Source organism: Myxococcus sp. AS-1-15 (genome assembly GCF_020037055.1).
GTDB lineage: Bacteria > Myxococcota > Myxococcia > Myxococcales > Myxococcaceae > Myxococcus > Myxococcus fulvus.
In genome coordinates this window covers 12,866-35,560 of the sequence record NZ_JAIQDF010000026.1, presented here as the reverse complement: position 1 = coordinate 35,560, position 22,695 = coordinate 12,866, and the positions used below count along the sequence as shown (strand labels likewise).

Sequence of the window (22,695 nt, the reverse complement as noted above, 5' to 3'; positions counted from 1 at the left end):
AGGTCTGCTTAAGAACTCCCTGGGTATAGCGATTCTCGAGCCCGAGGACACGGGCTGTTCGGGCCGGACCCATCGACCCCCAAAGAGGACTCGCGATGAGCAACCAGGACACCAAGACCCTCACCTCGGCCATCATGAGCCGCCGCAAGGTGCTGCGCGGCATGGGCCTGACGCTGGCGGCGATACCGCTGGTGCAGGTGCTCGCCTGCGGCCCCGAGGACTCACCCTCCTCCGGAGGCGACGCCGACTCGGGCTCCCCCCCGGACGGAGGCACCGGCGCCACCGCCTGGGCCACCGGCGGCACCGCCGCCATGTCGGGCACCTACGCCGACCCCTTCACCGACGAGTCAGGCACCCCCTGCGCCCTCACCTGCGCGGCCACCCTGGGCCCCTGCTACGCCCAGACCCTGGTCCGCAAGGACATCAGCGAGGGCCACGACGGCCTGCCCGTGCGGCTCGCCTTCCGCATCCTCGACGACCAGTGCCGCCCCATCCAGGGCGCCTCCGTCGACATCTGGCACGCCGCCCCGGAAGGGCTCTACTCCGGCGAGGACGCCAGCACCTTCTGCACCTCCGATGACCCGTCCGCCACCAGCGCCCGCTGGTTCCGCGGCGTGCAGGTCACGGACGCGGACGGCCGCTGCGACTTCGACACCTGCTTCCCCGGTTGGTACAGCAGCCGCACCGTCCACATCCACTTCACCGTGCGCCTCGGCGAGGCGGAGTACGTGACGTCACAGCTCTTCTTCGACGACGCGCTCAACGACGACATCATCAACCACCAGCCGCTCTACGACACGCGCGGCCCCCGCGACACGACCAACGCCAACGACAACGTGGTGTCCGCCGAGTCCGTGAACGACTACCTCTTCCAGACCGCGCGCCAGGACGACGGCGCCCTGCTCGCGTGGAAGACGCTCATCATCCGCTCCTCGCTCGACACCGCGCAGTGCCAGATTCCCGGCGGCAACGGTGGCGGCGGAGGCGGGCCGCCTCCCGGCGGCGACGGTGGCATGGGTCCGCCCCCGGGCTGGGATGGCGGCATGGGACCTCCACCGGGCCTGGACGGCGGCACCCCGTAATCACCTCGACGAGCGCGCGAGGCGTCAGCGCTTCCTCGCGCGCTCCAGCTCCTGCACCAGCAGCTCCGACACGCGGCGCACCCGGGGGATGTCCAGCGCCGACTTCGCGCAGATGAGATGCAGCTCGCTCTTCGCGTGGGGGCCCAGGTCGATGTCCAGCTCCACCAGGTTGCGCTCGCGCCGCGTGCTGAACCGGTGCGGGACGTGCCCGCACACCGTGGCGCCCACGCCCGCCTCCACCGCCGACAGCAGCACCAGGTAGTTGTCCGAGGTGAAGGCGGGCGAGAAGTTCGGGATGATGGACTCCAGTTGCGGATTGGGCGGCACGGCCTCGTACGGCGGCGCCCACGCCACCCACGGCAATTGCTGGAGCGTGGGGCGCCGGGGCAGCTTCTCCTTGAGCGCGCGCGAGACGAGCACCGCGTTGTGCACCTCCAGCGTGAACAGGCACGTGAGGTCCGCGTTGCGCGTGCACTGGGTGCGCAGCGCCAGGTCCGCCTCGCCACGTCCCAGGTCCGCGTACTGGATGGTGGACTGCACCTCCAGCCGCAGCCCCGGGTGCTTGCCCGCCACGTGGCTCGCGAAGGGCGCCAGGAAGTCGAAGCTGAGGAAGGGGCTCGCCGTCACGCGCACCAGGCCCTTGGGTGACGAGTCGCTCGACTCCGCCGCGCGCTGCAGCTCCCCGGCCCACTCCGCCATCTTCCGCGCCGGCATCACCAGCCGCTCACCCGCCGCCGTCAGCGCCGCGCCCTCCACGCCGCGCCGGAACAGCTTGGCGCCCACCGCGTACTCCAGCGCCGCCAGCCTCCGGCTCACCGTGGGCTGACCCACGCGCAGCCGCTTCGCCGCCGCGCTGAAGCTGCCCGTCTCCGCGATGGCCAGGAACAGCCGCGCGTCCTCCCAGGAGATATCCATGAATGCATGGCTTCATACCAGAATCGCCATTTTCCATGCAGGAGCGCATCGCTACCTTGGCTCCCATGAAGAACGCCAAGCGCATCCTCCTCGTCGCCGTCGCCGTCCTGTTCGTCGCGGCAACCACCCTGGTCCTCGTGGGCGCCGCGACCACCTCGCATCCCCACCAGCGCTCGACGCTCGGCGCGGCGCGGCCCTCGGCGGAGCTGCTCGCGCTCCTGAGCGAGCCCGGCCCGGTGGAGCTGGAGTCCATCGCCTCGGCGGACTGGGCCGTGGACCGCGGCGGCCTCGTCAACCTGGGCCACCCCACCGCGAAGTCCGCGGGCCTGGTCGACGGCGACGAGCCCATCCAGGTCTTCTTCCACGCGCTGCGCCACCCGACGAAGGGGCTCTACATCGTCGACACCGGCGTGGAGAACGCGCTGCGTGACGCGCCCGAGCAGGCGGCCCTGCGCGGCCTGCTCGCCGACGCCATGAAGGTGAAGGAGAAGATGCAGGTGAAGGAGCCGCTGGGCGCGTGGCTCGCGAAGCAGCCCGGGCCGCTCTCGGGCGTGTTCCTCACGCACCTGCACCTGGACCACCTCACCGGCATGGCCGACGTGCCCGCGGGCACTCCCGTCTACGCAGGGCCGGGCGAGACGACGACGCGCGCGTTCCTCAACGTCCTGACCCAGTCCATCGCGGACCGCGCGCTGTCGGGCAAGGCCGCCGTGTCCGAGTGGACGTACACGCCCGACACGGAAGGCCCCTTCGACGGCGCGGTGGACATCTTCGGCGACGGCTCCGTGTGGGCGCTCTGGGTGCCGGGCCACACGCCGGGCAGCACCGCGTACCTGGTGCGCTCCACGAAGGGCCCCGTGCTGCTGGTGGGCGACGCCAGTCACACCCGCTGGGGCTGGGAGCACGACGTGGAGCCGGGCACCTTCACCGCCGACGCGGCGCGCGGCCGCCAGAGCTTCGAGAAGCTGCGCGCCTTCGCCCAGGCACACCCCGAGGTGGCGGTGCGCCTGGGTCACCAGCACTGACGCCTACGGCACGTCGAGCGCGTGCTGCTTGAAGAAGTCCCACATGAGCGTCGTGGCGTCGGGACCGGCGGGGTCCGCGAACGGATAGCGTGAATCCCCTCCGGGCCAGGCGTGGTCCATGCCGCGGACCTCCAGCTTCTGTCCCACGAGCTCACCGCCGTAGACGTAGTTCTTCACCGTGTAGTCGCGGCCCCCGGCGGCGCGGAAGGTGGCGGTGCTCGTGGGCGTGCCGCGGACGCTGTCGTTGGCCACGCCGTCGTCGCCGTAGTCGCTGGTCTGCAGGAACTGCTTCATCGCCTGCTCGCCGTTGAGGGGGTTGACGACGCTGTCCTCGGTACCGTGCATGACCAGCACCGGCACCGTGCGTCGCGGCCGGCCCGAGCACGTCCACGCGTCCTTGCCCCGGTCATCCGGCGAGTAGATGCTGCCGAAGAGCATGGCGAAGGCGGTGCCGGACACCGTGGTGGCCGCCTTGTACATGGCGCCCGCGCCCACCATGCCCGCGGCGAACACGTCCGAGTAGCAGGCCATCAGCGTGCCCGTCAGCACGCCGCCCGCGGAGACGCCGCCCACGTACACGCGGCGCGCGTCGACCGAGTACTGCTGCTTCATCGCCTCCACCATGCCCACGATGAGCGCCGGCTCGCCCTTGCCGCGCTCCATGTTGGTGCCGAGCATGAAGTTCCAACACTGCGTGGCGTTCACGAACATCGCCTGGTTCGGATAAAGGACGAGGAAGCCCTCCGCGTCCGCCTTCTCGTTGAGGCGCGTGAGGCCCGCGAACTGGTCCGGGTTCTGGAGACAGCCGTGCAGCGCCACCAGGAGCGGCCTGGGCGTCCCGGGTTGATACCCGGTGGGCACCCAGAGCTGATAGCCCCGCGCGCCCGAGGAGCCCACGTGGATGCCATGCACCCACGAGCCGGCGTGGGCGGGGGCCCCCACGCCGAGCGTCACCACCACCGAGAGCAGCCACAGCGACCGCGAGAGTGCGCCACCACGTCGAAGCATCGACATCGTCCAGCCTCCTGTTTGGGGAGCTCGCTCAAGGCCCGGCGCGAACGCCAGGCGTGGAACCGGCGGCGGCGCCATCGACCTCGCGGAGGAAGACCTCCACCGCGTCACACAGCGCCTCGGGCTGGTCCAGCGGCGCCGCATGCCCGGAGTCCGCCAGCACCGTCAGGCGCGCGTCCGGCAGCAGCTCGACATACGCCTGCTTCGAGGCCAGGGGCGTGTAGTCGCGCTCGGAGTGCACCACCAGCACCGGGCAGGTGATGTCCTTCAGCCGGGACAGCACACTCCACCCCACGAGCCCGCGCGTGGCGCGCAGGTAGGCATCCGGCGCGTTGGCGGAGAACGCGGCGATGGCTCGCTGACGCAGCGACTCCTGCTCCGGCTTGGGGAACAGCTTCGGCGCCAGCACCCTGGCCAGCCCCGCGGGCCCGAGCAGCCGCAGCAAGGTCAGCCGCAGCGCGAACTCGAACTTGCGACGCAGGGTGCGGGCCACCAGCTCCGGCCCGCTGTTCACGATGACCAGGCTGCGCACCAGGTCCGGCCGGTCCACCGCCAGTTGGAAGCCCATCATCCCGCCCATCGACAGCCCCACCACATGGACCTTCTTCAGCCCCAACGCGTCGCACAGCGCCGCGACGTCGCGGGCGAACAGTGGCACTCCGTACGTCCCAGGGGGCTTCCCACTCGTCCCATGCCCCCGTGCATCTGGCACCAGCAGTCGGTAATTCCCTGACAACCTCGGTGTCACCAGCTCCCAGTCCGCGCCCGAGGAGCCAAGGCCGTGAAGCAGCAAGACCGGAATGCCGTGCCCAGACTCTTCGTAGTGAAGAGACGAATCCGCGAGCTGAAGCGTGGACATCCAGAACTCCTGGCGCGAAATAACAGCAGTTCCCCACACCCTAGCTGAATGAACGTTCGTTCATCAACCACTGACATGAGCCCACCGACCCGCTCGCGGCTTCGCGCCCATCCGGCGAGCCTTCCGCCTTCCGCTCCGTCGGACGGCACCCGTCGTCGCATCCTGGAAACCGCGCTCCAGCTCTTCGCCAGCCGCGGCTATCACGACACTTCCATCCGAGACCTGGCCAAGGTGCTGGAGCTGCAGCCGAGTGCGCTGTACGCGCACTTCTCCTCCAAGGAGCACGTGCTCGCGGAGCTGGTGCGCATCGGCCACGAGGCCCACCACGACGCGCTGCAGGCCGCGCTGAAGAGCTCCGGCCCGGAGCCGGCCGAGCAGGTACGGGCGCTGGTGCGAGCCCACACCCGGACCCACGCCCTGCACCCGCAGCTGGCGGTGGTGGTCAACGAGGAGCTGTATGCGTTGACACCGGAGCTGGCCGAGCCCGCGGTGCTGCTGCGGGACAAGTCCGCCGCGCTGCTCGCGGAGGTCATTGAGCGGGGCGTGGCGCAGCGGAGCTTCTCTCCGCCGCATCCGCGCGTCGCGGCGGCGGCCATCTCCGCGATGGGCGTGCGGCTGCCCTACTGGTACGAGCCCGGGAGCGCGCTCGACGTGGACACGCTCGCGGACCTGCACGCGGAGCTGGCGCTGCGCATGCTGGGAGGCAGTGCGGCGTCGTGAGCTGAGCGCGGGGGGGTTCGCGGCCTCCACCCGTGAGCGCGCTGCCTGCATCGACCGCACGAACCGCGCACACGAAGAAGCCCGCCTGAATGAAGCCAGGCGGGCCGTGACTTCACTCCGACGCGCGTGACAGCACACCTCTCGCGCGGACACGGTTTCACTCCACCCGATGCGGCCTGGCTTGCCTCGAGCAGACCCGGTCGAACTCGCCGCTCCCATGGCTCACAGGTGAGGACGGGACGGGACGAGCTGTCCTTGCGAGCACAGCGCCGGGTCCGCATCCGCCAGACGGTCATGAGGAGCTTCACCTCCGCGCGTCGCGGAGCCACTCACGGAGTCGAGCCGGTCCAGTCGCCTCCGCACAGCCCTCGCGGATGCCCCAGACACACGGGACAGCCACCCACGGAGTCGACACAGCCCGGGCGCGACCCGCGAATCACTCACACCGAGGGACACCGGACGGTTTGCTTCAACAACAGGCAGCCCTGTCTGCACGGTGGCGATCGACACACCCGGACACGACGCACCGAGCGAAGCCGGCCAGGCCCAGCAGCGCTGCCTGCACGGTGGGGCGGTCGACACACCCAGACACGACGCACCGAGCGAAGCCGGACCGCGGCCCTTCAGTCCAGCAGGTGCGGGTTGCGCACGACGAGCAGCCCCGCCTGCACGGTGGCGGGATAGTCATTGAGGTGCCCCGCGGTGTGAAGCACCGTCGTGTCGCGGCTGCCCCCCTCGCTCAGGGCCTGGTCCACCTTGCGCTCACCCTGGTTGTACGCGGCGAGCGCCAGCCGCCAGTCCTGGTAGCGCGCGTGCAGGTCCGACAGCAGCGTCGCCGCCGCCTGCGTCTCCCGCGCCACGTCGAGCCGCTCGTCCTTCGTCGCGCTCACCTCCAGCCCGTAGCGACGCGCCGTCTCCGGGATGAACATCCACACGCCCGCGCCACGCATCCCCGGAGCGAGTGAAGGCCGCCCATCCGTCTGCGGCATGTTCGTCACCGCGGACTCCACCACCGCCACCGCGAGCAGTCCCTCGGGCAGCCCCTTCGCCTTCAGCGTCGACGTCATCGCCGCGCGGTGCGTGCCCAGGTTCTCCAGCGCGCGCTTCATGAAGGCGCGGCCCTTCTCGGTGCCGATGAGCTTGTTGAGGTTCTCCACCACCTTGTCGTCCACGACGATGGACACATCCCCCTGGGGCTGACTCGTCCGGGCGAGCGCCTCCACCTCGGCGCGAGTCACCGTGCGCCCCTTCGCCGCGCCTTGCGCGAGCACGGCCACGGGGAGCAGCAGCAGGGACAGCGCGGCGAGCAGCGCGGGGACGGCGTGGGTGCGACGGGGACGCGGCTGGAACAGCATGTGGATTCTCCTCTGCGTGGGATGGGACATGCCGGTGGCACCGGCGGGAACGGGCTGGGCGCCCGGGAGTCGGAGCGCCGCCTGGAGCAGGCAGCGCGCATACGCTTGGGCCTGTGCGCGTCCACTGGCGACCAGCGCCTCGTCACACGCCAGCTCCTGCAGCGACGCGAGCCAGCCCGACAACACGTGCACCGCCGGATGCCAGAAGAACAACCCCGTCAACCACAGCCGCCCCAGCGCCAGGTGCGTGTCCCGCTGACGGTGGTGCTGCAGCTCGTGCAGCACGGTGAGCCGGAGCGCCTCCGGGTCCTCCAGCAGCGCCGCGGGCACCACCACCCACGCGGACGGACGCGAGCCCCAGCGGGGGAACCACGCCGAGAACGCGGGCGTCCCATCCTCGCCCAGCACCACCGCCACCCGCCGCACCGAGCGCACCCGGGGAAGCCGCTCCAGCCGTCGGAGCAATCCCTGGTGTCGCCAGAGCGCCCGCCCCAGGAAGAGCGCCACGCCCACGAGCCACGCGCCGGACAATCCTATCCACACCCCGACGGGCACGGCGGTCGCCTTCGACGCCGCGGGAGCCGCGTTGCCCACCGCGCTCGCCGTCCACACCGCCGACGGGAGCCGCTGCGCCTGCCGCGCCACGGAGCGCTCGAAGTCGAACAGCGGCCCCGCGGGAGACAGCGCCCGCGCGCCCATCACCAGGAGCGGCAGCACGAGCGCGAGCAGCAGCGCCCCTCGCCCCACCTTCAGCGCCTGCCGCGCCGACAGCGCCCACCCCAGCCGCGCGAGCACCGCCATCGCGCCCCAGGCCAGGAGCAGCGCCACCGGCAGCACCAGCGCCACCGCGAGATACAGCGACACCAGCGCGCTCACGGCTTGCCGCCCTTCGCCTTGAGCAGCTTGCGGATCTGCTCCACGTCGTCAGGCGCCAGCGGCACCGCCTCCACCAGCCGCGCCACCAGCGCGGAGGGCGTCCCGTCGAACACGGTGTCCACCAGGTGGCGCAGGCTCTGCGCCTCGTACGTCTCGCGCGGCAGCGTGGCCGAGTACAGGTGCCCCCGCCCCTGCTTGCGGCTCACGACGACCCCCTTCTGCTCCAGGATGCGCAGCACCGTGGACACGGACGTGTACGCCAACGCGCGCTCCGGCGGCAGCGCGGCCAGCACGTCCGCCACGCTCACCTCGCCCTGCTTCCACACGATGTGCATCAGCTCGAGCTCCACCGGCGTCAACGGCCGGGGCGCCTCGGGCTCGGGTTGTCTGGCCATGGAGGTCCTCCGTGGCCAGCAAACTACTAAGACCTTAGTTCTTCGTCAACTAAGCCCTTAGTTCGAACCGCCGCGCCGCTTCCGGGTGGCTCGCTTCACCAGGGACAGGAGCTCCCTCAGGCGCGGGTCCTCCACGGGCTCCACCAGGTCCACGGTGTGTCGCCGTGTCCCCTCCTCGACGGTGAGGGTGTAGCGACGCCGGTCCGCGCCTTGTGCGCCCGCGCCGCCCACCACGCGGGGCAGCGCCTGGAAGCGCGTGTCGCGCAGCCCCTCCTCCAGCGCCCGGGCCTCCTCGGCGGGGAGCGCGTCCAGCTCCACGCTCCTCGGACGGGCGAGCCCGGGGAAGGCCCCAAGTCCGCCCTCCTGCGAGAGCGTGATGCGTGTCGACATGGCTCAGGCTCCAGCGGGCTGCGAGCCCTGGCTCCACTGCGACACCGACACCCTGTCGCGGGTGACGCGCAGGCCCACCTCCTCCCAGGCCTCCTTCACCGCCTCCTCCACCTCGCCCGGGCCGTACAGCCGCGTGGCGGCGATGACGGTGATGCGCGCGAAGTCGGAGAAGTTCGTGTCCGGCAGGATGCGTGGGTCTCTCATCGCCTCGTACCAGACGCGCCCCGCCCGCTCCCACGCCTGGCCTCCCAGCCGCAGCGCCGCCAGCACGAAGGCGCGGTTGGGGATGCCGGAGTTGATGTGCACCCCACCGTTGTCCTCCCACGTGTTGACGTAGTCGCGCATGTGTCCGGGCTGTGGGTCCTTGCCCAGCACGTCATCATCGAAGGCGGTCCCCGGCTCCTTCATCGAGCGCAGCGCCCTGCCCTCCACGGCCTCGCCGAGCAGCCCGTCGCCGATGAGCCAGTCGGCCTGGTCCGCCGTCTGGCCGAGCTTCCACTGCTTCACCAGCGAGCCGAAGACATCCGACATGGACTCGTTGAGCGCGCCCGCCTGCCGGAAGTACCACAGCGGCCCCTCGTCCTCCGTCACGCCGTGCGACAGCTCGTGCGCGATGATGTCCAGGCAGACGGTGAACCGGTTGAACAGCTCGCCGTCACCGTCGCCGAACACCATGCGCCGGCCGTCCCAGAAGGCGTTGTCGTAGTCGCGCCCGTAATGGACATACGCCTGCAACGGCATCCCATCCCCGTCGATGGAGTTGCGCGCCAGCACCTCCCAGAAGAAGTCATACGTGGCGCCCAGGCCGTCGTAGGCCTCGTCCGCCGCGAGGTCCCCGCAGGGCGCCTGCCCCTCCGAGCGCACCAGCGTCCCGGGGAAGGCCTCCTCGCCCTTCAGGTCGTAGATGCTCCGCTGCCGCTGGGACTCCACCATCATCGCCGGCACCCGTCGGAGCGACGGCGTCGCGGCGGCCAGCCGTCCCCCGGCGAAGCGCAGCGCCCGGAACGTGCTGTCCGTGGCCACCGTGCGCAGCGCCTTCACGCGCTGCTGGGGCGTGCCGTTCTCCGCGATGGAGCGCAGCAGATACGGCGGCAGGATGCAGTGGATGGAATGAACGTGTCTTCGTGCTCCGCGCGTCCTCATCGGTGTCCCCCCTCGTGGGCTTTCCAGCCGTCAAGGTAGGGACACCGCCAGGGCCCCGACGCCCGCGCGACCCGGGCTCGCACGAGGGGCCGGGGACACACGGGGCGCCACGCCGCGTGCCCGTCAGGAGGGAGTCTGGCGCACCCCTCGGCCTCCCACGGGGTGCACCCGACTCCAGCGTCACACGCCCAGCGCGTCGCGCAGCTCCGGCAGCCGCTCCGCCTTCACCGCGCCGAACACGAAGCGGTCCGGCCGCAGCACCACCACGTCCGAGCCATGGCGAGAGAACCAGTCGCCCAGCTTGCCGGTGATGTCCTCCACCGCGGGCACCTCGCCGCCGTGCTCGCCCGCCGACTGGACGGCGAGCAGCCGCCCACCCAGGGCCTCCGCCAGCCCGCGCGCCGCGGCCAGCTGCGCCGACGGAGCGTTGGCGCGGCACAGCACCGCGAAGTCGTTGCCGATGGCGTCATCCAGCAACACCTCCTGGCCGGACGGCAGCCGCACCTTGGGCTGGATGAAGTACGTGCCCTCCGCGGACTGCGCGCCCTCGCGCTTGCCGCCCAGGTAGTAGCCCTGCTCGTGCATCGGCGGCTGCTTGAACTCGAAGCCCTGGATGAAGCGCCGCACCCGGGGGATGCGCTGCAGCGCGCGCATCACCATGTCCCGGGCGCTGGCCACCCAGCGGTTGCGCGCGAGGAACAGATGCCCCACGCGCACGCACAGCTTCTGCACCGCCTCCACGTGCGGACGACGCTCCTCCTCGTAGGTGTCCAGCAGCGACGCCGGCGCCAGCCCCTGCACCACGCGCTGAATCTTCCACGCCAGGTTGGACGCGTCGCGCATGCCCGACACCAGGCCCTGGCCCATGAAGGGCGGCATGGTGTGCGCCGCGTCCCCCAGCAGGAACACGTTGCCGTCGCGCCAGCGCGCCGCGTTGAGGCAGTGGAACGTGTACACCTGCGCGCGCTCCACGTGCACCCGCGCCGGGTCGATGTAGGGCTCCAGCAGCTTCTTGATGGTCTCCGGGCGCTCCATCTCCTCGCGCGTCTCGCCCGGCATCAGCATGAACTCCCACCGGAACTGCCCCACCGCGCCCGTGGCGACGAAGGCCGGACGCTTCGGGTCGCACACGAAGCGGCACAGCTCCGGCGCGTCGCCCTCCACCTGCCCGGACACCGCCAGCCACGGCTCGCCGTACGCCCGGCCCGCCATCTTGATGTTCAGCGCCTTGCGCACCGGGCTGCGCGCCCCGTCGCACGCCAACAGGAAGCGGCCCCGCACCGTGCGCGTCTCACCCTTCTCCACCAGGCGGTAGCGCACCGTCACCCCGGCGCCGTCCTGCTCCAGGGACTCCACGCTCGCGCCCAGCTGCAGCGTCACGTGAGGGAAGCGCTCCAGCCCGCCGCGCAGCACCCCCTCCACCAGCGGCTGGTGGAAGAACCACAGCGGCGAGTACCCGAAGCCGAAGTCCGCCGAGCTGGTGTGCACCTCCGCGAAGCGCCTGCCCGTCTCGCCCACATATTCAGCGAAATGGTTCTGCCGCATGTCCTTCTGCAGCTCGGCGCCCAGCCCCGTGGACTGGTAGATGCGCAGCCCCTCGTCGTCGCAGGAGAACGCCCGCGGTTGTCCATGCGGCGCCAGGTCCTGCTCCAGCACCAGCGTGCGCACGCCCAGCGAGCCCAGCAGATTGCTTGTCAGTGCTCCCACGGGACCGCAGCCGCTGATGATGACATCGACCTCCATGTCGGCCTGCTGCTTGTCACAAACCATTGCGACCCCCGTGGTTCACCAGTCTGGCTTGATTCATAACGAACGAGGTGTGACCAGGGTGTGACCGCACAGGTCGATTCGCAATGCTGTCCGCTCGTGGCGGCGAGCTGCCGTGTACTGGGAATTCGAGCCGCACCGCGTGATGAAAGCCACCCTGCCTGGGTTAATCCCTACCCGCGAGGGAGCGTCCGGTGCGACGTGTTACGTTAGGCAAGACACGCTCTTCCCTTCTTGGAACCTCGGAGGCCATGGCAGGCGACGACGCGGCAGGGACGCCAGTCTTTCATCTCGCGCTGCTCGGCGAGGCCCGCCTGCGGCATGGCGGCGCCCATCTGCCGTTGGAGCGCCGCACCGCGGCCGTGCTGACATGGCTGGCATTGGAAGGGCCGCATCCGAAGTACCGCCTCGCGGGCCTGTTGTGGGCCGAGTCGAGCGAGGCCACGGCCCGCAACAACATGCGTCAGCTGTTGCGCCGGCTTCGGCTGTCGGTGGGCGCGGAGCTGGTGCAGGGCTCGGACGTGCTGTCGCTCGTGGAGGGCGTCACCATCGACGCCGCGGAGCTGCAGGCCCACGTGCTGGCCGGACGTCACGCCCAGGCGCTCGCGCTGGAGGGCGTGCTGCTGGGCGCGCTGGAGTTCGACGACTGCCCGGAGTTCCAGGCGTGGCTGGAGAGCGCGCGGGAGCGGCTGGACAAGCTGCGCCGCCGCGCCGCGTCCGCGGAGTCGGAGGCCAAGGAGCGCGCGGGGGACCTGTCCGGCGCGCTGGTGCTGGCGGAGAAGCTGCTCGCCATGGACCCGTACTCGGAGGAGGCGTGGCGCCGGCTGATGCGGCTGCACTACATCGCCGGGGACAGGATGGCCGCGCTCAACGCCTTCGAGCGCTGCCGTCGCCTCCTGCGCGAGGAGCTGGACACGCAGCCCTTGCCCCAGACGGTGGCCCTGGCGCGGGAGATAGAGCGCGGCCCCGCCACGCCCCAGCCCCCGCGCGGCGCCCCGGCGAAGCTGCCCCTGTCCGTGCTGCGCCCGCCCGTCCTGGTGGGGCGCGAGCGGGAGTGGGCGCGGATGGAGGAGGCCTGGGCCGAGGGGAAGACCATCTTCCTGAGCGGCGAGCCCGGGGTGGGCAAGACGCGGCTGGCGCACGACTTCGCCGCCTCGCGCGGCGTGCACATGGTGCTGGAGTCCCGGCCCGGCGAGACACACGTGGCATACTCCACGCACGTGCGCCTGTTGCGGCAGATCATGGCCCGGTGTCCGGACACGACGCTGGCACCCTGGGTGCGCCGGGAGCTGTCGCGGCTGATGCCGGACATGGCCGGCACGGAGGGGCCACCGCCGCCCATGGTGGACGAGGCCGAGCGCAGCCGCTTCCTGGAGGCCAACTGCCTGGCCATCTACCAGCTGTGCGCGGGGATGGACGCCATCGTCGCGGACGACCTGCAGTACATGGACGCGGCCACCGCGGAGTTCGCGCTGCTCATGCTCTCGCGCCGGCACGACATCCCCTCGGACGGCGTCTTCCCCCGCTTCGTCGACACGTACCGCCGCGGCGAACTGACGCCCATCGCCGCCGCCTGCATCCAGCAGCTCGTGGAGGCGGGGCTCGCGGTGGTCATCGAGCTGGAGCCCCTGCACTCGGAGGCCGTGGGCACGCTCTTGGGCAGCCTGGAGCTGGCGGGCGCGGAGGGGCTCGCGGACAACGTGATGCGCTACACGGGCGGCAACCCCCTGTTCATCATGGAGGCGCTGCGGCACCTGCTGGAGTCCGGGGGCCTGGAGCGCGGCTGGCCCGAGCACGTGCACCCGTCCGGGCGTGGACGCGACTTGATTCAGCGCCGGCTGGAGCGGCTGTCCGCGCCCGCGCTCCAGGTGGCCCGGCTGGCCGCGCTCGCCAAGACGTCCTTCGCGCTGGAGCTGGCCAGCGAGGTGCTGGAGATGACGCCCATGTCGCTCGCCACGCACCTCTCCGAGCTGGAGGCCGCGCACGTGCTGCGCGGCGAGCGCTTCACGCATGACCTGCTCTTCGACGTGGTGCGCGAGGCGATTCCCCCCTCGCTGGTGCCCCTGCTGCACCGCCGGCTGGCCAGCGCCCTGGAGCAGCGCAAGGCCGCGCCCGTCGTCGTCGCGCAGCACTGGCTGGAGGGCAAGGAGCCCCAGCGCGCCGCGCCCTTCCTCGTCGCCGCCGCCAACGCGGAGGCCTCCGCCTTCCGTCACATGGAGGCCGCGCTGCTCTACTACCGCGCCGCCACCGCGCTGGAGGAGGCGGGCGCGCTCGACGAGGCCGCCCGCGTCAGGGCCCGCGCCCGGGGCATCCCCAGCGCCTGAAGCCCGCGCTCACGCGCGGCGCCTCGGGGAGCGGGGCACCTCCCGAGACCCCGCGCGCCGCTCCGCCGCCACCTCGCGCGCCACGTCAACGAAGGCGCGCAGCGCCGGTGACACCCGCGCCCGGCTGGGGAAGTAGAGATAGAAGCCATCCACGTGGGCCGCGTAGGGCTCCAGGACGATTCGCAGCGCGCCCCGCCGCACCCGCTCCGCCACGTCCGGCTCGAAGGCATACATCAAGCCCACGCCCTGCTCGACCAACGGGAACAGGCCATGGAAGCTCGTGGAGCTGAGCGGCCCGCGCACCGGCACCCGCCAGCTCTTCGCGCCGCGCTCCAGCTCCCACTGGTAGAGCGCCCCCGTGGTGTTGGAGCGGATGCAAAGACAGTCATGGGACAGCAAATCCCGGGGCTTCTCCGGGACGCCTCGACGCTCCAGGTACTCGGGCGCGGCGACCACCACGAAGCGATAGCCCTCCGACAGCCGCACCTGCACCATGTCGCGCTCCAGCGACTCGGACATGCGGATGCCCGCATCCAATCCCTCCGCGACGATGTCCACCATCGCGTCCTCCACCCGCAGCTCCACGTCAGTGCGGGGATGGCGCTTCAGGAAGCGCTCGAGCATGGGCGGCAGCACATGGTGCACCGCGATGCTCGGCACGGTGAGCTTCACCGAGCCCGTGACCTCCCCGGGCTCCGCCGCCGCGACCTTCAGCGCCGCGAGCGCCTGGTCCACCGACGGGCCCGCACCTTCCAGGAGCCTCCGGCCCGCATCGGTGAGCGCCACGCTGCGCGTGGTCCGGGTGAGCAACGCCACGCCCAGTCGAGCCTCCAACTGCCGCACGCTCTGGCTGAGCGAGGAGGCGGACACGCCCAGCTCCCGCGCCGCCACGGCGAAGCTGCGCTTGCGGGCCACCGCCAGGAAGGCATTCAAGGCATTGAGCGGGGTGAAGGCCATTCGGAAGTTTTCCTACACAGCCCCTGTGGATTCCACAGATTTCCCCCCTGCACGCGCCTACGCATACTCCTGGAGAAAGAAGTCTCCCCTCCTCCCAAGGACCGAAAGCCATGACCACCGTACGCGGATACGCGGCCCAGGACGCCCGCTCCCCTCTCGCCCCCTTCCAGTTCGAGCGCCGTGCGCCCGGCGCCGACGACGTCGAGCTCGACATCCTCTACTGCGGCGTCTGCCACTCCGACATCCACCAGGCCCGCGACGAGTGGGGCGGCTCCATCTTCCCCATGGTCCCCGGCCACGAAATCATCGGCCGCGTCACGCGCGTCGGCACCAACGTCACCCGCTTCAAGGCTGGTGACTCCGTGGGCGTCGGCTGCATGGTGGACTCGTGCCGCGTCTGCACGTCCTGCAAGGACGGCCTGGAGCAGTACTGCGAGAAGGGCGGCCCCACGTTCACGTACAACTCGCGCGAGCGCCAGGGCCAGCAGCCCACCTTCGGCGGCTACTCCAGCGCCCTCGTCGTGGACCAGTCCTTCGTGCTGCGCGTGCCCGACAGCCTGGACCCCGCGCGCGCCGCGCCCCTGCTCTGCGCGGGCATCACCACCTGGTCCCCGCTGCACCGCTGGAACGTCCGCGCCGGCCAGCGCGTGGGCATCGTCGGCCTGGGCGGCCTGGGCCACATGGGCGTGAAGTTCGCCCGCGCCCTCGGCGCGCACGTCGTCGTCCTCAGCCACTCGGAGAACAAGCGTCAGGACGCCCTGCGCCTGGGCGCCCACGAGTTCGTCGTCTCCTCTGACGCCGCCCAGATGAAGGCGCGCGAGAACTCCTTCGACTTCATCCTCGACACCGTCTCCGCCGAGCACGACCTCAACGCGTACCTGCGCCTGTTGCGCCGCGACGGGCAGATGGTCCTCGTCGGTGTCCCGGAGAAGCCCCTGGAGCTGGGCGCCTTCACCCTCATCGGCACCCGCCGCAACCTCGCCGGCTCCATGATTGGCGGCATCCGTGAAACACAGGAAATGCTCGACTTCTGCGCCCAGCACGAAGTCGTGTCCGACGTGGAGGTGATTCCCATCCAGCAGGTGAATGACGCCTACACCCGGATTCTCCGGGGTGACGTGAAATACCGGTTCGTCATCGACATGAAGAGCCTGAAGTAAAGCCTGACGCGCCGCAGCGGTGCGCGATGGGTTCGGAATTCTCCGCTGCGGGCGTTCGCGCGGGCTCCGCTGCCTGGAAGCAGACAGTGGGTTGCCCGAGCGGACAGGTGCCTGCCTGGTCTCGGGTTCACATTCTCAATTCATGACTACGACACTTGAGCACGCCGGTTACAACAAGATGACGATGCTGTACCCCGAGGAACACGAGCTCCAGACGCCCACGCAGTCGCTGAAGGACCCTCACTCGGCCGCCAAGCTGCGGCTGCAGGCCAGCCTGTGGCTGAGCCGTGCGCAGCGCGAGCTGCATGACGCCATCTTCCTGCGCGACGGCTCCGACGAGAGCCTGGAGCGCTACTACAGCGCCCGCGCGGAGCTCGACTCCGCGGAGGCCTACGCGCTGATGGTGGCCAAGGCCCTGCTGCAGGCCGGGTGAAGCACCCGGGCGCGCGCGTGGAAGCACCGCCACGCGCGCCGCTTCAGCTCACGGCGCCCGATGAGCCGGTGGACACCGGGACGGGCGCGGGGGCCGGACGCTCGCTGTACGGGAAGTAGTCCTTGAGCTTCAGGAAGTGCTTCTCGAACAGGTTCCAGCTCACCAGCGCGAGGCCCCACGACAGCACCGCGGCCACGACGTAGAACACCAGCTGCATCGGGAAGTCGGAGCCCGCCACCTGCTGCAGCGGCGTCTTGAGCACGGTGCGCCGCAGGATGGCGTCCAGCGGCGAGTGCACCAGGTAGATGGCGTAGCTGTACTTGCCGTACGTCAGGAGCACCCGGTTGGAGAAGACGCGGTGGAGCACGCTGCCCGGCTTCGCCGCCACCACCCGATACACCAGCACGGTGTAGAGGATGCCCACCGCGGTGTAGCCGCCCGTGCGCACCACCGTCTTGAACGCCGGGCCCATGGGCAGGGCAATCATCGCCGCCACCACGGGCAGGGCCAGCCACGGCGCCCAGCGCATCCACGGGAAGGCCGCCAGCCCCTTGCCCTCCGGGTGACGCAGCGCCAGGGACAACAGCGCGCCCAGCGCGAGCGAGTCCACGCGGCAGAACGTCACCACGTACGTGCTCTCCTCGCTGGCGCCCGCCAGCGTGAGCCCCACCCGCACCGCCACCGCCAGGGCGACGGTGCCCAGGCACAGGCGGATGGCCCCCTTGTACGAGACGGCGGCGATGAGGAACGGCCAGACGATGTAGAACTGCTCTTCAATCGCCAGCGACCACACCACGCCGAGGATGGGGTGCGTCGTGTCCACCCACAGCTGGTAGAAGTTGGACAGGTAGAGCAGGTACCAGACGGCGCCGTCCGTGGTGATGCGCTCGTCCAGGTTCAGCCGCCCCGCCAGCGACGGCAGCACCAGGAACGACACCGCCAGCGCCGCGTAGTACAGCGGGAAGATGCGCAGCACGCGCCGCGCGTAGAAGTTGCGGAAGTAGTACGTCTGCCCCTTCGCCTCCCACAGGATGCCGGTGATGAGGAAGCCGGACAGGACGAAGAACAGGTCCACGCCCGTCCACCCCGCACCGGCCAACCACCACGTCGCCTTGCCCGCGACGCTCTGGTCGCTCAGGTGCGTGGTGTGGAAGAAGACGACCAGGAGGACCGCGAGTCCCCGCACGCCGTCGAGCACGGGCAGGTGCCCATGCAGGCGCGGAGCAGGCGCCGCCGACGCCGCGGCGTCAGGACGGGCGAGATGGGAAGACATGGGATTCTCATACCAACAACGTCAGTTCCCCAACAAGGTTGGCTCCCGGCCCTCGTGAGCGGGGCAGGCGGGCACCCGCGCGCGCCGGATTCGACGGGTCGGCTGAAACTCCCGCGCGTCTCGTGACACGGTGGTGGCGTGGCTCTTCTTTCCGCGGTGAAGATGGTCCTGGTGGGTGCGCCCCCATCCGACACGGAGGGTGAGCGCCGCCTGTTGCGCCGGGCCCGCACCGGGGACCCCGCCGCCTTCCGCACGCTCTTCGAGCGGCACGCCCCCGCCGTCTGGCGCTTCCTGCGCGACGTGCTCCGCGACGAGGCCGCCGCCGACGAGGCCACCCAGGAGACCTTCGTCCGCGCGCACGCGAGGCTCGGGGCGCTGCGCGACGAGGACAGGGTGGGCGCGTGGCTGCTCGGCATCGCCCGGCATGTCTATCTGGAGTCCCGCCGCACCCGGGGGGTCCACGTGGACGTGGAGGACGAGGAGCACGCCGCGCACCTGGAGGCGGTGCTGCCCACGCCGTCACCGGAGGACTTGTTGTTGGACCGGGAGCTGGAGGGGCTCCTGGCCCAGGCGCTCGGGACGCTCAACGAGGAGCGGCGCGCGGCGCTGCTCTTGCGCATCGACCATGGGCTTCCCTACGAGGAGATTGCTTCGGTGATGGGCTGGTCGCTGCAGAAGGTGAAGAACGAAATCCACCGCGCGCGCCTGCGCCTGCGCGAGCAGCTGGCCGCCCACCTCGGAGGAGGACACCCATGAGCACGTGCCGCGAGAGCGAGCTGGACGCGCTGCTGGCCGGAGAGCTTTCACCCGAGGACGCCGCGAGGGTGCGCGCGCACGCGGACGCCTGCGCTGCCTGCAAGCACGCGCTGGCGTGGCAGCGCGCCGAGCGCGGGTGGATGGCCCAGCGCGCGCGCCGCGAGCCGCGCCGCCCCGCCCTGAGCTTCGAGGCGCTCGAGGCGCGCCTCCACGCCCGCGCGACGGCGCCCGTCGTGCGTGAGCTTCCGCGCGAGGGCGCGTGGCGACACTGGGGGATGATGCTGATGGCCGCCACGGCCGCCGTGGCCTTCGTGGGGCTGGTGCTGCCCCGGGGCGGCGTGAGCGGCGCTGGCGTGGACGAGCCCTGGAGCCGCGAGGTGCTCGTCACCGGAGGCGTGGAGGCATGCGAGGACGCCGCCGCCGCGCTGGAGGCCCGGGTGGGCGCGTGCCTCATCGCCTCACCCGTGCTGGCCCTGCGTCGGGACTAGGTCCGCTTCACGGCGCGGGAGGCGGGCAGATGCGCCGGGCCTCGTCCACCGCGGCCTTGGCCTGCACCAGGCCGTGACCGAATTTGATGTCCTTGCCCGCTTCGCCCAGGTCCAGCGCCGTCTTCTCCAGCACCTCGCGCACCTGGACATGGGTGAGCCTGGGACACGCGCCCAGCACCAGCGCGGCGACGCCCGCCACATGCGGCGTGGCCATGGACGTGCCCGACTGGCGCAGGTAGTCCAGGCCCGACACGTCCACCGTCACGTCCTGGCCCACCAGGCCCTTGAGCGTGTTGGCGTTGACCAGGGTGACGGACGTCGTCGGCACCCAGAAGTCCTCCGGGTCGGTGAGCGTGAAGTTGCCCGCCCCGTCCTCGCTGGTGTTGTTGCCGACGACGATGGCCTTCGCGCCGGCGCGGATGGCGTTGAGCGCCTTCTCCTTGAACAGGATGCCGCCGCCTCGGTCCACCAGCGCGACGAAGCCGTCACAGGTGGCGCCCTCGCCGCACGACGAGACGCGCTCACCCAGGCCGCAGTACACCATCCGCCCCGCGTACTTGCCCACGCCGGTGTACTCCAGCGGCTCGGAGGCGAAGCGCGTGCCGCCCACGTCCACGTCACCGTACGGCGCGCCGCCGACGATGGTCGCGCTCAGGATGCCCACGCCCGGCGCCACCAGCGACACGAAGTCCCTTCCGTACTGGGAGAAGGGCGCCCACGCGTTGTTCGCGTCGATGGCGCCCACGGCGATGACGTTCTCGTAGCCCGCGGGGTAGGACTTCTCCTCCGTGCCCCGGTTGCCCGTCGCGGCGATGGCCACCATGCCCGCGTCGAACGCACGCTGGAAGGCCGCCTCCTCCGTCTGCGAGGGCGCGATGGAGCCCAGCGACAGCGACGCGATGTGCGCGCCGCGCTCGATGCACCAGTCCATGGCCGCGATGACGTTGGACGTGTTGCCGTCGCCGTTGACGTCGAGCACGCGCGCCACCAGCAGCGACACGGTGGGCGCCACGCCCGCCACGCCGTTGGGCTCCTCGCCGGGCCGCACGTGCGCGCCCGCGCCCAGCTGCGCCGCGATGGTCGCCGCCGTGTGCGTGCCGTGACCGCCGCCCCACTTCAGCACGCCGCTCACGCGCCCCTGGTCCAGCGGCTCGTCGTCCCCGTCGAGGAAGTCCTTGCCCTCCAGGTACGCCGCCGCCAGCTCCGGGTGCCGGTTGTCCCAGCCGCTGTCGATGATGCACACCTTGATGCCCGTGCCCGAGGGCGCGCCGTCATCCAGCACGCCGTCGTTGTTCGCGTCCCAGACCTGGGGCGCCTGCACGCGGTGCAGCCCCGCGGTGTACTCGCCCGTGGAGCCGCTCGTGTTGGGCAGCACGCCCTGCAAGAGGGACGGGGACAGCGGGCTCGGCATCCCGAACGCGCGCACCACGCGGTCGGGCTCCACGCGCAGCACGTCGGGGTCCTGCTCGAGCGCCCGGCGGGCCTCGGGAGACACCTTCGCGGCGATGGTGTTCAGGTGGGGGAAGCGGCGGTGGACCTGGGCGCCCACGCGCCGGGCCGACTCGGTGAGCGTGTCCAGGTTGGACACGGCGCTGGCGGACACGCGGGGTCGGAAGGTGATGAGCACCGGCTCCGCGCCATCCTCGCCGGCGAGCGGGTTGAGCGACTGACGCGCGGTGCCCGGCAGCGACAGCGCCTCCGTCCCGGGGCAGACCTCCTCGGAGACCGGGGGATCCCTGTCGGGGACCTTGGTGCACGCCACCGCCCCACCGAGCAACCCGAGCCAGACCCAACGCTTCATCGTCATTCTCCTTGAACGCCCCGGCGAACGGGTAGGTACGGAGGGCACCCCGGTCCGGATTCGACGGCCGGGGTGAACGAGAGGACACCGCTTCCCGTTCCCCACGCGCAAGTTAAGCACGCCAGCCGTCCGGCTGCTCGCGGGCCTGTCAGGCGGAGGACGACTGTCTCGGGGCGTGAGACACGCGGGCGTACGGCGCTGGACGGACGCTCGTTGTTTCGCCCGCCTTCTCAGGATTCAGCGCTGTCGATGCCGAAGATACGCAGCGCGTCGGAGGCGTACGTGTCGAGTTGACGGCGGGTCTCGGCCTCGTCCCAACCGAGTCGGGGGGCCATGACCTCGGCGGCCACCTGGGCGGCGCCGCGGCCGAGGTCCCGGGTCTCGAAGGCGACCTTGAGTCGACGGATGAGCAGGTCGGAGAGCGTGTGCACCAGCTCGTGGGTGACGCCCCACACGGCCTCGGCGGCGCGGTAGGGCAGGCCGGGAGCGAGCGGGCGGGCGAGCGAGGCGTCCTCGCGGGTGAGCGCCCAGACGCGGCGCCAGCGGCTTCCGTAGGCGCGCACCAGGTGCGTGGCGGTGGCCGCGTCCCCGACGACGTCGCGCGCGGCGGCGAGCTCGGCGTTCAGGTCGGGGATGTCGCCGCCGGGCAGGGGCAGGGACTCGGTGGGGGCCTTGCGGCGGGGCTGGCCCAGGTGCTTCTCCACCGCGTCCACCACGTCGCGCGCCATGACGCGATAGGTGGTGAGCTTGCCGCCGCTGATGGCGAGCACGCCGGTGGGGCTGAGGTCGATGTGATGCTCGCGGCTGGCGCTGCCCGCGTCGGTGGTGCCGTGGTAGCCGCTGGCGGACAGGGGGCGGATGCCGGCCCAGGCGCTCACCACGTCCTCGCGGGTGAGGTGCGCCTCGGGGAAGAAGGCGTTGGCGGACTCGAGGAGGTAGGCGACGTCCGTCTCGCTCGCGCGGACCTCGGCGGGGTGCGCGCGCGTGGAGGTCTCCGTGGTGCCGATGATGGTGAAGTCGTCGGCGGGGAGGACGAACATCACGCGGCCGTCCTTGGGGGACAGGAGCGTGAGGGCGTCGTGGTTGCCCAGGCGCTTGCGAGGCACGGCGACGTGCACGCCCTTGCTGCCGCGCACGGCGTGGGCGTTGCCGTCGGGGGCATCGAGCTTGCGGATCTCATCGCTCCACGGCCCGGTGGCGTTGACGATGGCGCGCGCGCGCACGGTGAGCTGCTGCCCGGTGAGGTGGTCGACGACGATGGCGCCGCGGGCCTTGCCGTCGACGACGTCGAGGCGTTGGACGGAGGCGTGGTTGAGGACGACGGCGCCGGCCTCGGAGGCGCCGAGCGCGTTGGCCAGGGTGAGGCGGGCGTCATCGGTGGCGGCGTCGTAGTAGCGGGCGCCGCCCTTGAGGCCGTCGGTGCGCAGGCCGGGCTCGGACTGGTGGAGCTGGTCGCGGTTGAGGCGCTGATAGCCCTTCACGTTCCGGAAGAGGGAGAGGGCGTCGTAGAGCATGAGGCCCGCGTTGAGCTTCCAGCGGGGCACGCGGGCGCCGGCGTAGACGGGCCACACGAAGGCGAGCGGGCGCACCAGGTGGGGTGCGAGCTTGAGGAGGCGGCGGCGCTCGATGCTGGACTCGAAGACGAGGCCCAGGTGACCGTGTTCGAGGTAGCGCAGGCCGCCGTGGATGAGGCGGGACGAGCGGCTGGACGTGCCGCTGGCGAAGTCCTCTCGCTCCACGAGGGCGACCTTGAGTCCGCGCAGGACGGCGTCGCGCGCGGAGCCCGCGCCGGTGACACCGCCCCCGATGATGAGCAGGTCGAACTCCTCGGTGGCGAGGGCCTTCAGCCGCTCGGAGCGAGGCTTCGTCGGCGGAATGTCCCCCTCTGCGGACAACTGGCGGAGCGCTACGGATTCAGAACGCACACGCATATTGTAATGACGGTCCGCCCTGGGTGACACGGGA

Annotated in this window: 20 protein-coding genes; 8 read left to right on the top strand and 12 right to left on the bottom strand. The window is 71.2% G+C overall.

The window, feature by feature from the left end; genetic code table 11:
- Positions 1–95 precede the first annotated feature (95 nt).
- Positions 96–1,082, top strand: coding sequence for a protocatechuate 3,4-dioxygenase (locus K8625_RS41385; RefSeq protein WP_223750817.1), 987 nt, complete (start codon positions 96–98; stop codon positions 1,080–1,082).
- A gap of 24 nt (positions 1,083–1,106) precedes the next feature.
- On the opposite strand, the gene K8625_RS41380 is transcribed toward K8625_RS41385, so the two are convergent.
- On the bottom strand, positions 1,107–1,997 hold the full coding sequence (locus tag K8625_RS41380; RefSeq protein WP_223785802.1) for a LysR family transcriptional regulator: 891 nt from the start codon (positions 1,995–1,997) through the stop codon (positions 1,107–1,109).
- Positions 1,998–2,062: 65 nt separating this feature from the next.
- Between K8625_RS41380 and K8625_RS41375 the strand changes: the two genes are divergently transcribed.
- Positions 2,063–3,022 carry an MBL fold metallo-hydrolase gene (locus K8625_RS41375; protein WP_223750912.1) on the top strand — a complete coding sequence of 320 codons (960 nt, stop codon included), beginning with the start codon at positions 2,063–2,065 and terminating at the stop codon, positions 3,020–3,022.
- Positions 3,023–3,025: 3 nt separating this feature from the next.
- Here the strand turns inward: K8625_RS41375 and K8625_RS41370 are convergent, their stop codons facing one another.
- Both K8625_RS41370 and K8625_RS41365 read right to left on the bottom strand, forming a co-directional pair.
- Positions 3,026–4,036: a PHB depolymerase family esterase gene (locus K8625_RS41370; RefSeq protein WP_223785801.1), complete on the bottom strand. Its 1,011-nt coding sequence runs from the start codon at positions 4,034–4,036 to the stop codon at positions 3,026–3,028.
- 28 nt (positions 4,037–4,064) lie between these two features.
- Positions 4,065–4,892, bottom strand: a complete 828-nt coding sequence (locus K8625_RS41365; protein ID WP_223785800.1) for an alpha/beta fold hydrolase — start codon at positions 4,890–4,892, stop codon at positions 4,065–4,067.
- Positions 4,893–4,967: 75 nt separating this feature from the next.
- Here K8625_RS41365 and K8625_RS41360 point away from each other — a divergent pair, with 75 nt between their 5' ends.
- Entirely contained in the window at positions 4,968–5,612 is a 645-nt protein-coding gene (locus K8625_RS41360; RefSeq protein WP_223750813.1) for a TetR/AcrR family transcriptional regulator, read from the top strand.
- Positions 5,613–6,235: 623 nt separating this feature from the next.
- On the opposite strand, the gene K8625_RS41355 is transcribed toward K8625_RS41360, so the two are convergent.
- The 5 genes from K8625_RS41355 to K8625_RS41335 all read right to left on the bottom strand — a co-directional run bounded on the left by K8625_RS41355 (position 6,236) and on the right by K8625_RS41335 (position 11,541).
- Entirely contained in the window at positions 6,236–7,843 is a 1,608-nt protein-coding gene (locus tag K8625_RS41355) for a M56 and MltD domain-containing protein (RefSeq protein WP_223785799.1), read from the bottom strand.
- Positions 7,840–8,238: a BlaI/MecI/CopY family transcriptional regulator gene (locus tag K8625_RS41350; RefSeq protein WP_141327371.1), complete on the bottom strand. Its 399-nt coding sequence runs from the start codon at positions 8,236–8,238 to the stop codon at positions 7,840–7,842. The genes K8625_RS41355 and K8625_RS41350 overlap by 4 nt, the downstream gene beginning before the upstream one ends.
- Before the next feature lie 57 nt (positions 8,239–8,295).
- Positions 8,296–8,628, bottom strand: coding sequence for a protealysin inhibitor emfourin (locus tag K8625_RS41345; protein WP_141327369.1), 333 nt, complete (start codon positions 8,626–8,628; stop codon positions 8,296–8,298).
- 3 nt (positions 8,629–8,631) lie between these two features.
- Positions 8,632–9,771 carry a M4 family metallopeptidase gene (locus K8625_RS41340; RefSeq protein ID WP_223785798.1) on the bottom strand — a complete coding sequence of 380 codons (1,140 nt, stop codon included), beginning with the start codon at positions 9,769–9,771 and terminating at the stop codon, positions 8,632–8,634.
- Between the two features lie 180 nt (positions 9,772–9,951).
- Positions 9,952–11,541, bottom strand: coding sequence for a bifunctional 3-(3-hydroxy-phenyl)propionate/3-hydroxycinnamic acid hydroxylase (locus tag K8625_RS41335; RefSeq protein ID WP_223750809.1), 1,590 nt, complete (start codon positions 11,539–11,541; stop codon positions 9,952–9,954).
- Between the two features lie 248 nt (positions 11,542–11,789).
- Between K8625_RS41335 and K8625_RS41330 the strand changes: the two genes are divergently transcribed.
- Complete coding sequence (locus tag K8625_RS41330) at positions 11,790–13,862, top strand: BTAD domain-containing putative transcriptional regulator (protein ID WP_223785797.1); 2,073 nt, start codon at positions 11,790–11,792, stop codon at positions 13,860–13,862.
- 9 nt (positions 13,863–13,871) lie between these two features.
- Here the strand turns inward: K8625_RS41330 and K8625_RS41325 are convergent, their stop codons facing one another.
- Positions 13,872–14,819, bottom strand: coding sequence for a LysR family transcriptional regulator (locus K8625_RS41325; protein ID WP_223785796.1), 948 nt, complete (start codon positions 14,817–14,819; stop codon positions 13,872–13,874).
- Between the two features lie 110 nt (positions 14,820–14,929).
- Here K8625_RS41325 and K8625_RS41320 point away from each other — a divergent pair, with 110 nt between their 5' ends.
- Entirely contained in the window at positions 14,930–15,979 is a 1,050-nt protein-coding gene (locus tag K8625_RS41320) for an NAD(P)-dependent alcohol dehydrogenase (RefSeq protein WP_223785795.1), read from the top strand.
- A 142-nt stretch (positions 15,980–16,121) separates the two neighbouring features.
- A complete protein-coding gene (locus K8625_RS41315) occupies positions 16,122–16,412 on the top strand; it encodes a FruA-associating protein, FapA (protein ID WP_141332330.1) in 291 nt (96 codons plus the stop codon).
- A gap of 43 nt (positions 16,413–16,455) precedes the next feature.
- On the opposite strand, the gene K8625_RS41310 is transcribed toward K8625_RS41315, so the two are convergent.
- On the bottom strand, positions 16,456–17,685 hold the full coding sequence (locus tag K8625_RS41310) for an acyltransferase (RefSeq protein ID WP_223785794.1): 1,230 nt from the start codon (positions 17,683–17,685) through the stop codon (positions 16,456–16,458).
- Between the two features lie 138 nt (positions 17,686–17,823).
- Here K8625_RS41310 and K8625_RS41305 point away from each other — a divergent pair, with 138 nt between their 5' ends.
- Positions 17,824–18,441 carry an RNA polymerase sigma factor gene (locus K8625_RS41305; RefSeq protein ID WP_223750804.1) on the top strand — a complete coding sequence of 206 codons (618 nt, stop codon included), beginning with the start codon at positions 17,824–17,826 and terminating at the stop codon, positions 18,439–18,441.
- Positions 18,438–18,929, top strand: coding sequence for an anti-sigma factor (locus K8625_RS41300; RefSeq protein ID WP_223785793.1), 492 nt, complete (start codon positions 18,438–18,440; stop codon positions 18,927–18,929). Before K8625_RS41305 ends, K8625_RS41300 begins: the two co-directional genes overlap by 4 nt.
- 7 nt (positions 18,930–18,936) lie before the next feature.
- On the opposite strand, the gene K8625_RS41295 is transcribed toward K8625_RS41300, so the two are convergent.
- On the bottom strand, positions 18,937–20,730 hold the full coding sequence (locus K8625_RS41295) for a S8 family serine peptidase (RefSeq protein WP_223785792.1): 1,794 nt from the start codon (positions 20,728–20,730) through the stop codon (positions 18,937–18,939).
- 230 nt (positions 20,731–20,960) lie between these two features.
- On the bottom strand, positions 20,961–22,655 hold the full coding sequence (gene glpD / locus K8625_RS41290) for a glycerol-3-phosphate dehydrogenase (RefSeq protein WP_141332325.1): 1,695 nt from the start codon (positions 22,653–22,655) through the stop codon (positions 20,961–20,963).
- Between the last annotated feature and the right edge of the window lie 40 nt (positions 22,656–22,695).

Coding starts and splice junctions, on each gene's coding strand:
- K8625_RS41385 (WP_223750817.1), top strand. CDS start 96: ATGAGCAACCAGGACACCAAGACCCTCACCTCGGCCATCATGAGCCGC.
- K8625_RS41380 (WP_223785802.1), bottom strand. CDS start 1,997: ATGGATATCTCCTGGGAGGACGCGCGGCTGTTCCTGGCCATCGCGGAG.
- K8625_RS41375 (WP_223750912.1), top strand. CDS start 2,063: ATGAAGAACGCCAAGCGCATCCTCCTCGTCGCCGTCGCCGTCCTGTTC.
- K8625_RS41370 (WP_223785801.1), bottom strand. CDS start 4,036: ATGTCGATGCTTCGACGTGGTGGCGCACTCTCGCGGTCGCTGTGGCTG.
- K8625_RS41365 (WP_223785800.1), bottom strand. CDS start 4,892: ATGTCCACGCTTCAGCTCGCGGATTCGTCTCTTCACTACGAAGAGTCT.
- K8625_RS41360 (WP_223750813.1), top strand. CDS start 4,968: ATGAGCCCACCGACCCGCTCGCGGCTTCGCGCCCATCCGGCGAGCCTT.
- K8625_RS41350 (WP_141327371.1), bottom strand. CDS start 8,238: ATGGCCAGACAACCCGAGCCCGAGGCGCCCCGGCCGTTGACGCCGGTG.
- K8625_RS41345 (WP_141327369.1), bottom strand. CDS start 8,628: ATGTCGACACGCATCACGCTCTCGCAGGAGGGCGGACTTGGGGCCTTC.
- K8625_RS41340 (WP_223785798.1), bottom strand. CDS start 9,771: ATGAGGACGCGCGGAGCACGAAGACACGTTCATTCCATCCACTGCATC.
- K8625_RS41335 (WP_223750809.1), bottom strand. CDS start 11,541: ATGGTTTGTGACAAGCAGCAGGCCGACATGGAGGTCGATGTCATCATC.
- K8625_RS41330 (WP_223785797.1), top strand. CDS start 11,790: ATGGCAGGCGACGACGCGGCAGGGACGCCAGTCTTTCATCTCGCGCTG.
- K8625_RS41325 (WP_223785796.1), bottom strand. CDS start 14,819: ATGGCCTTCACCCCGCTCAATGCCTTGAATGCCTTCCTGGCGGTGGCC.
- K8625_RS41320 (WP_223785795.1), top strand. CDS start 14,930: ATGACCACCGTACGCGGATACGCGGCCCAGGACGCCCGCTCCCCTCTC.
- K8625_RS41315 (WP_141332330.1), top strand. CDS start 16,122: ATGACTACGACACTTGAGCACGCCGGTTACAACAAGATGACGATGCTG.
- K8625_RS41310 (WP_223785794.1), bottom strand. CDS start 17,685: ATGTCTTCCCATCTCGCCCGTCCTGACGCCGCGGCGTCGGCGGCGCCT.
- K8625_RS41300 (WP_223785793.1), top strand. CDS start 18,438: ATGAGCACGTGCCGCGAGAGCGAGCTGGACGCGCTGCTGGCCGGAGAG.
- K8625_RS41295 (WP_223785792.1), bottom strand. CDS start 20,730: ATGAAGCGTTGGGTCTGGCTCGGGTTGCTCGGTGGGGCGGTGGCGTGC.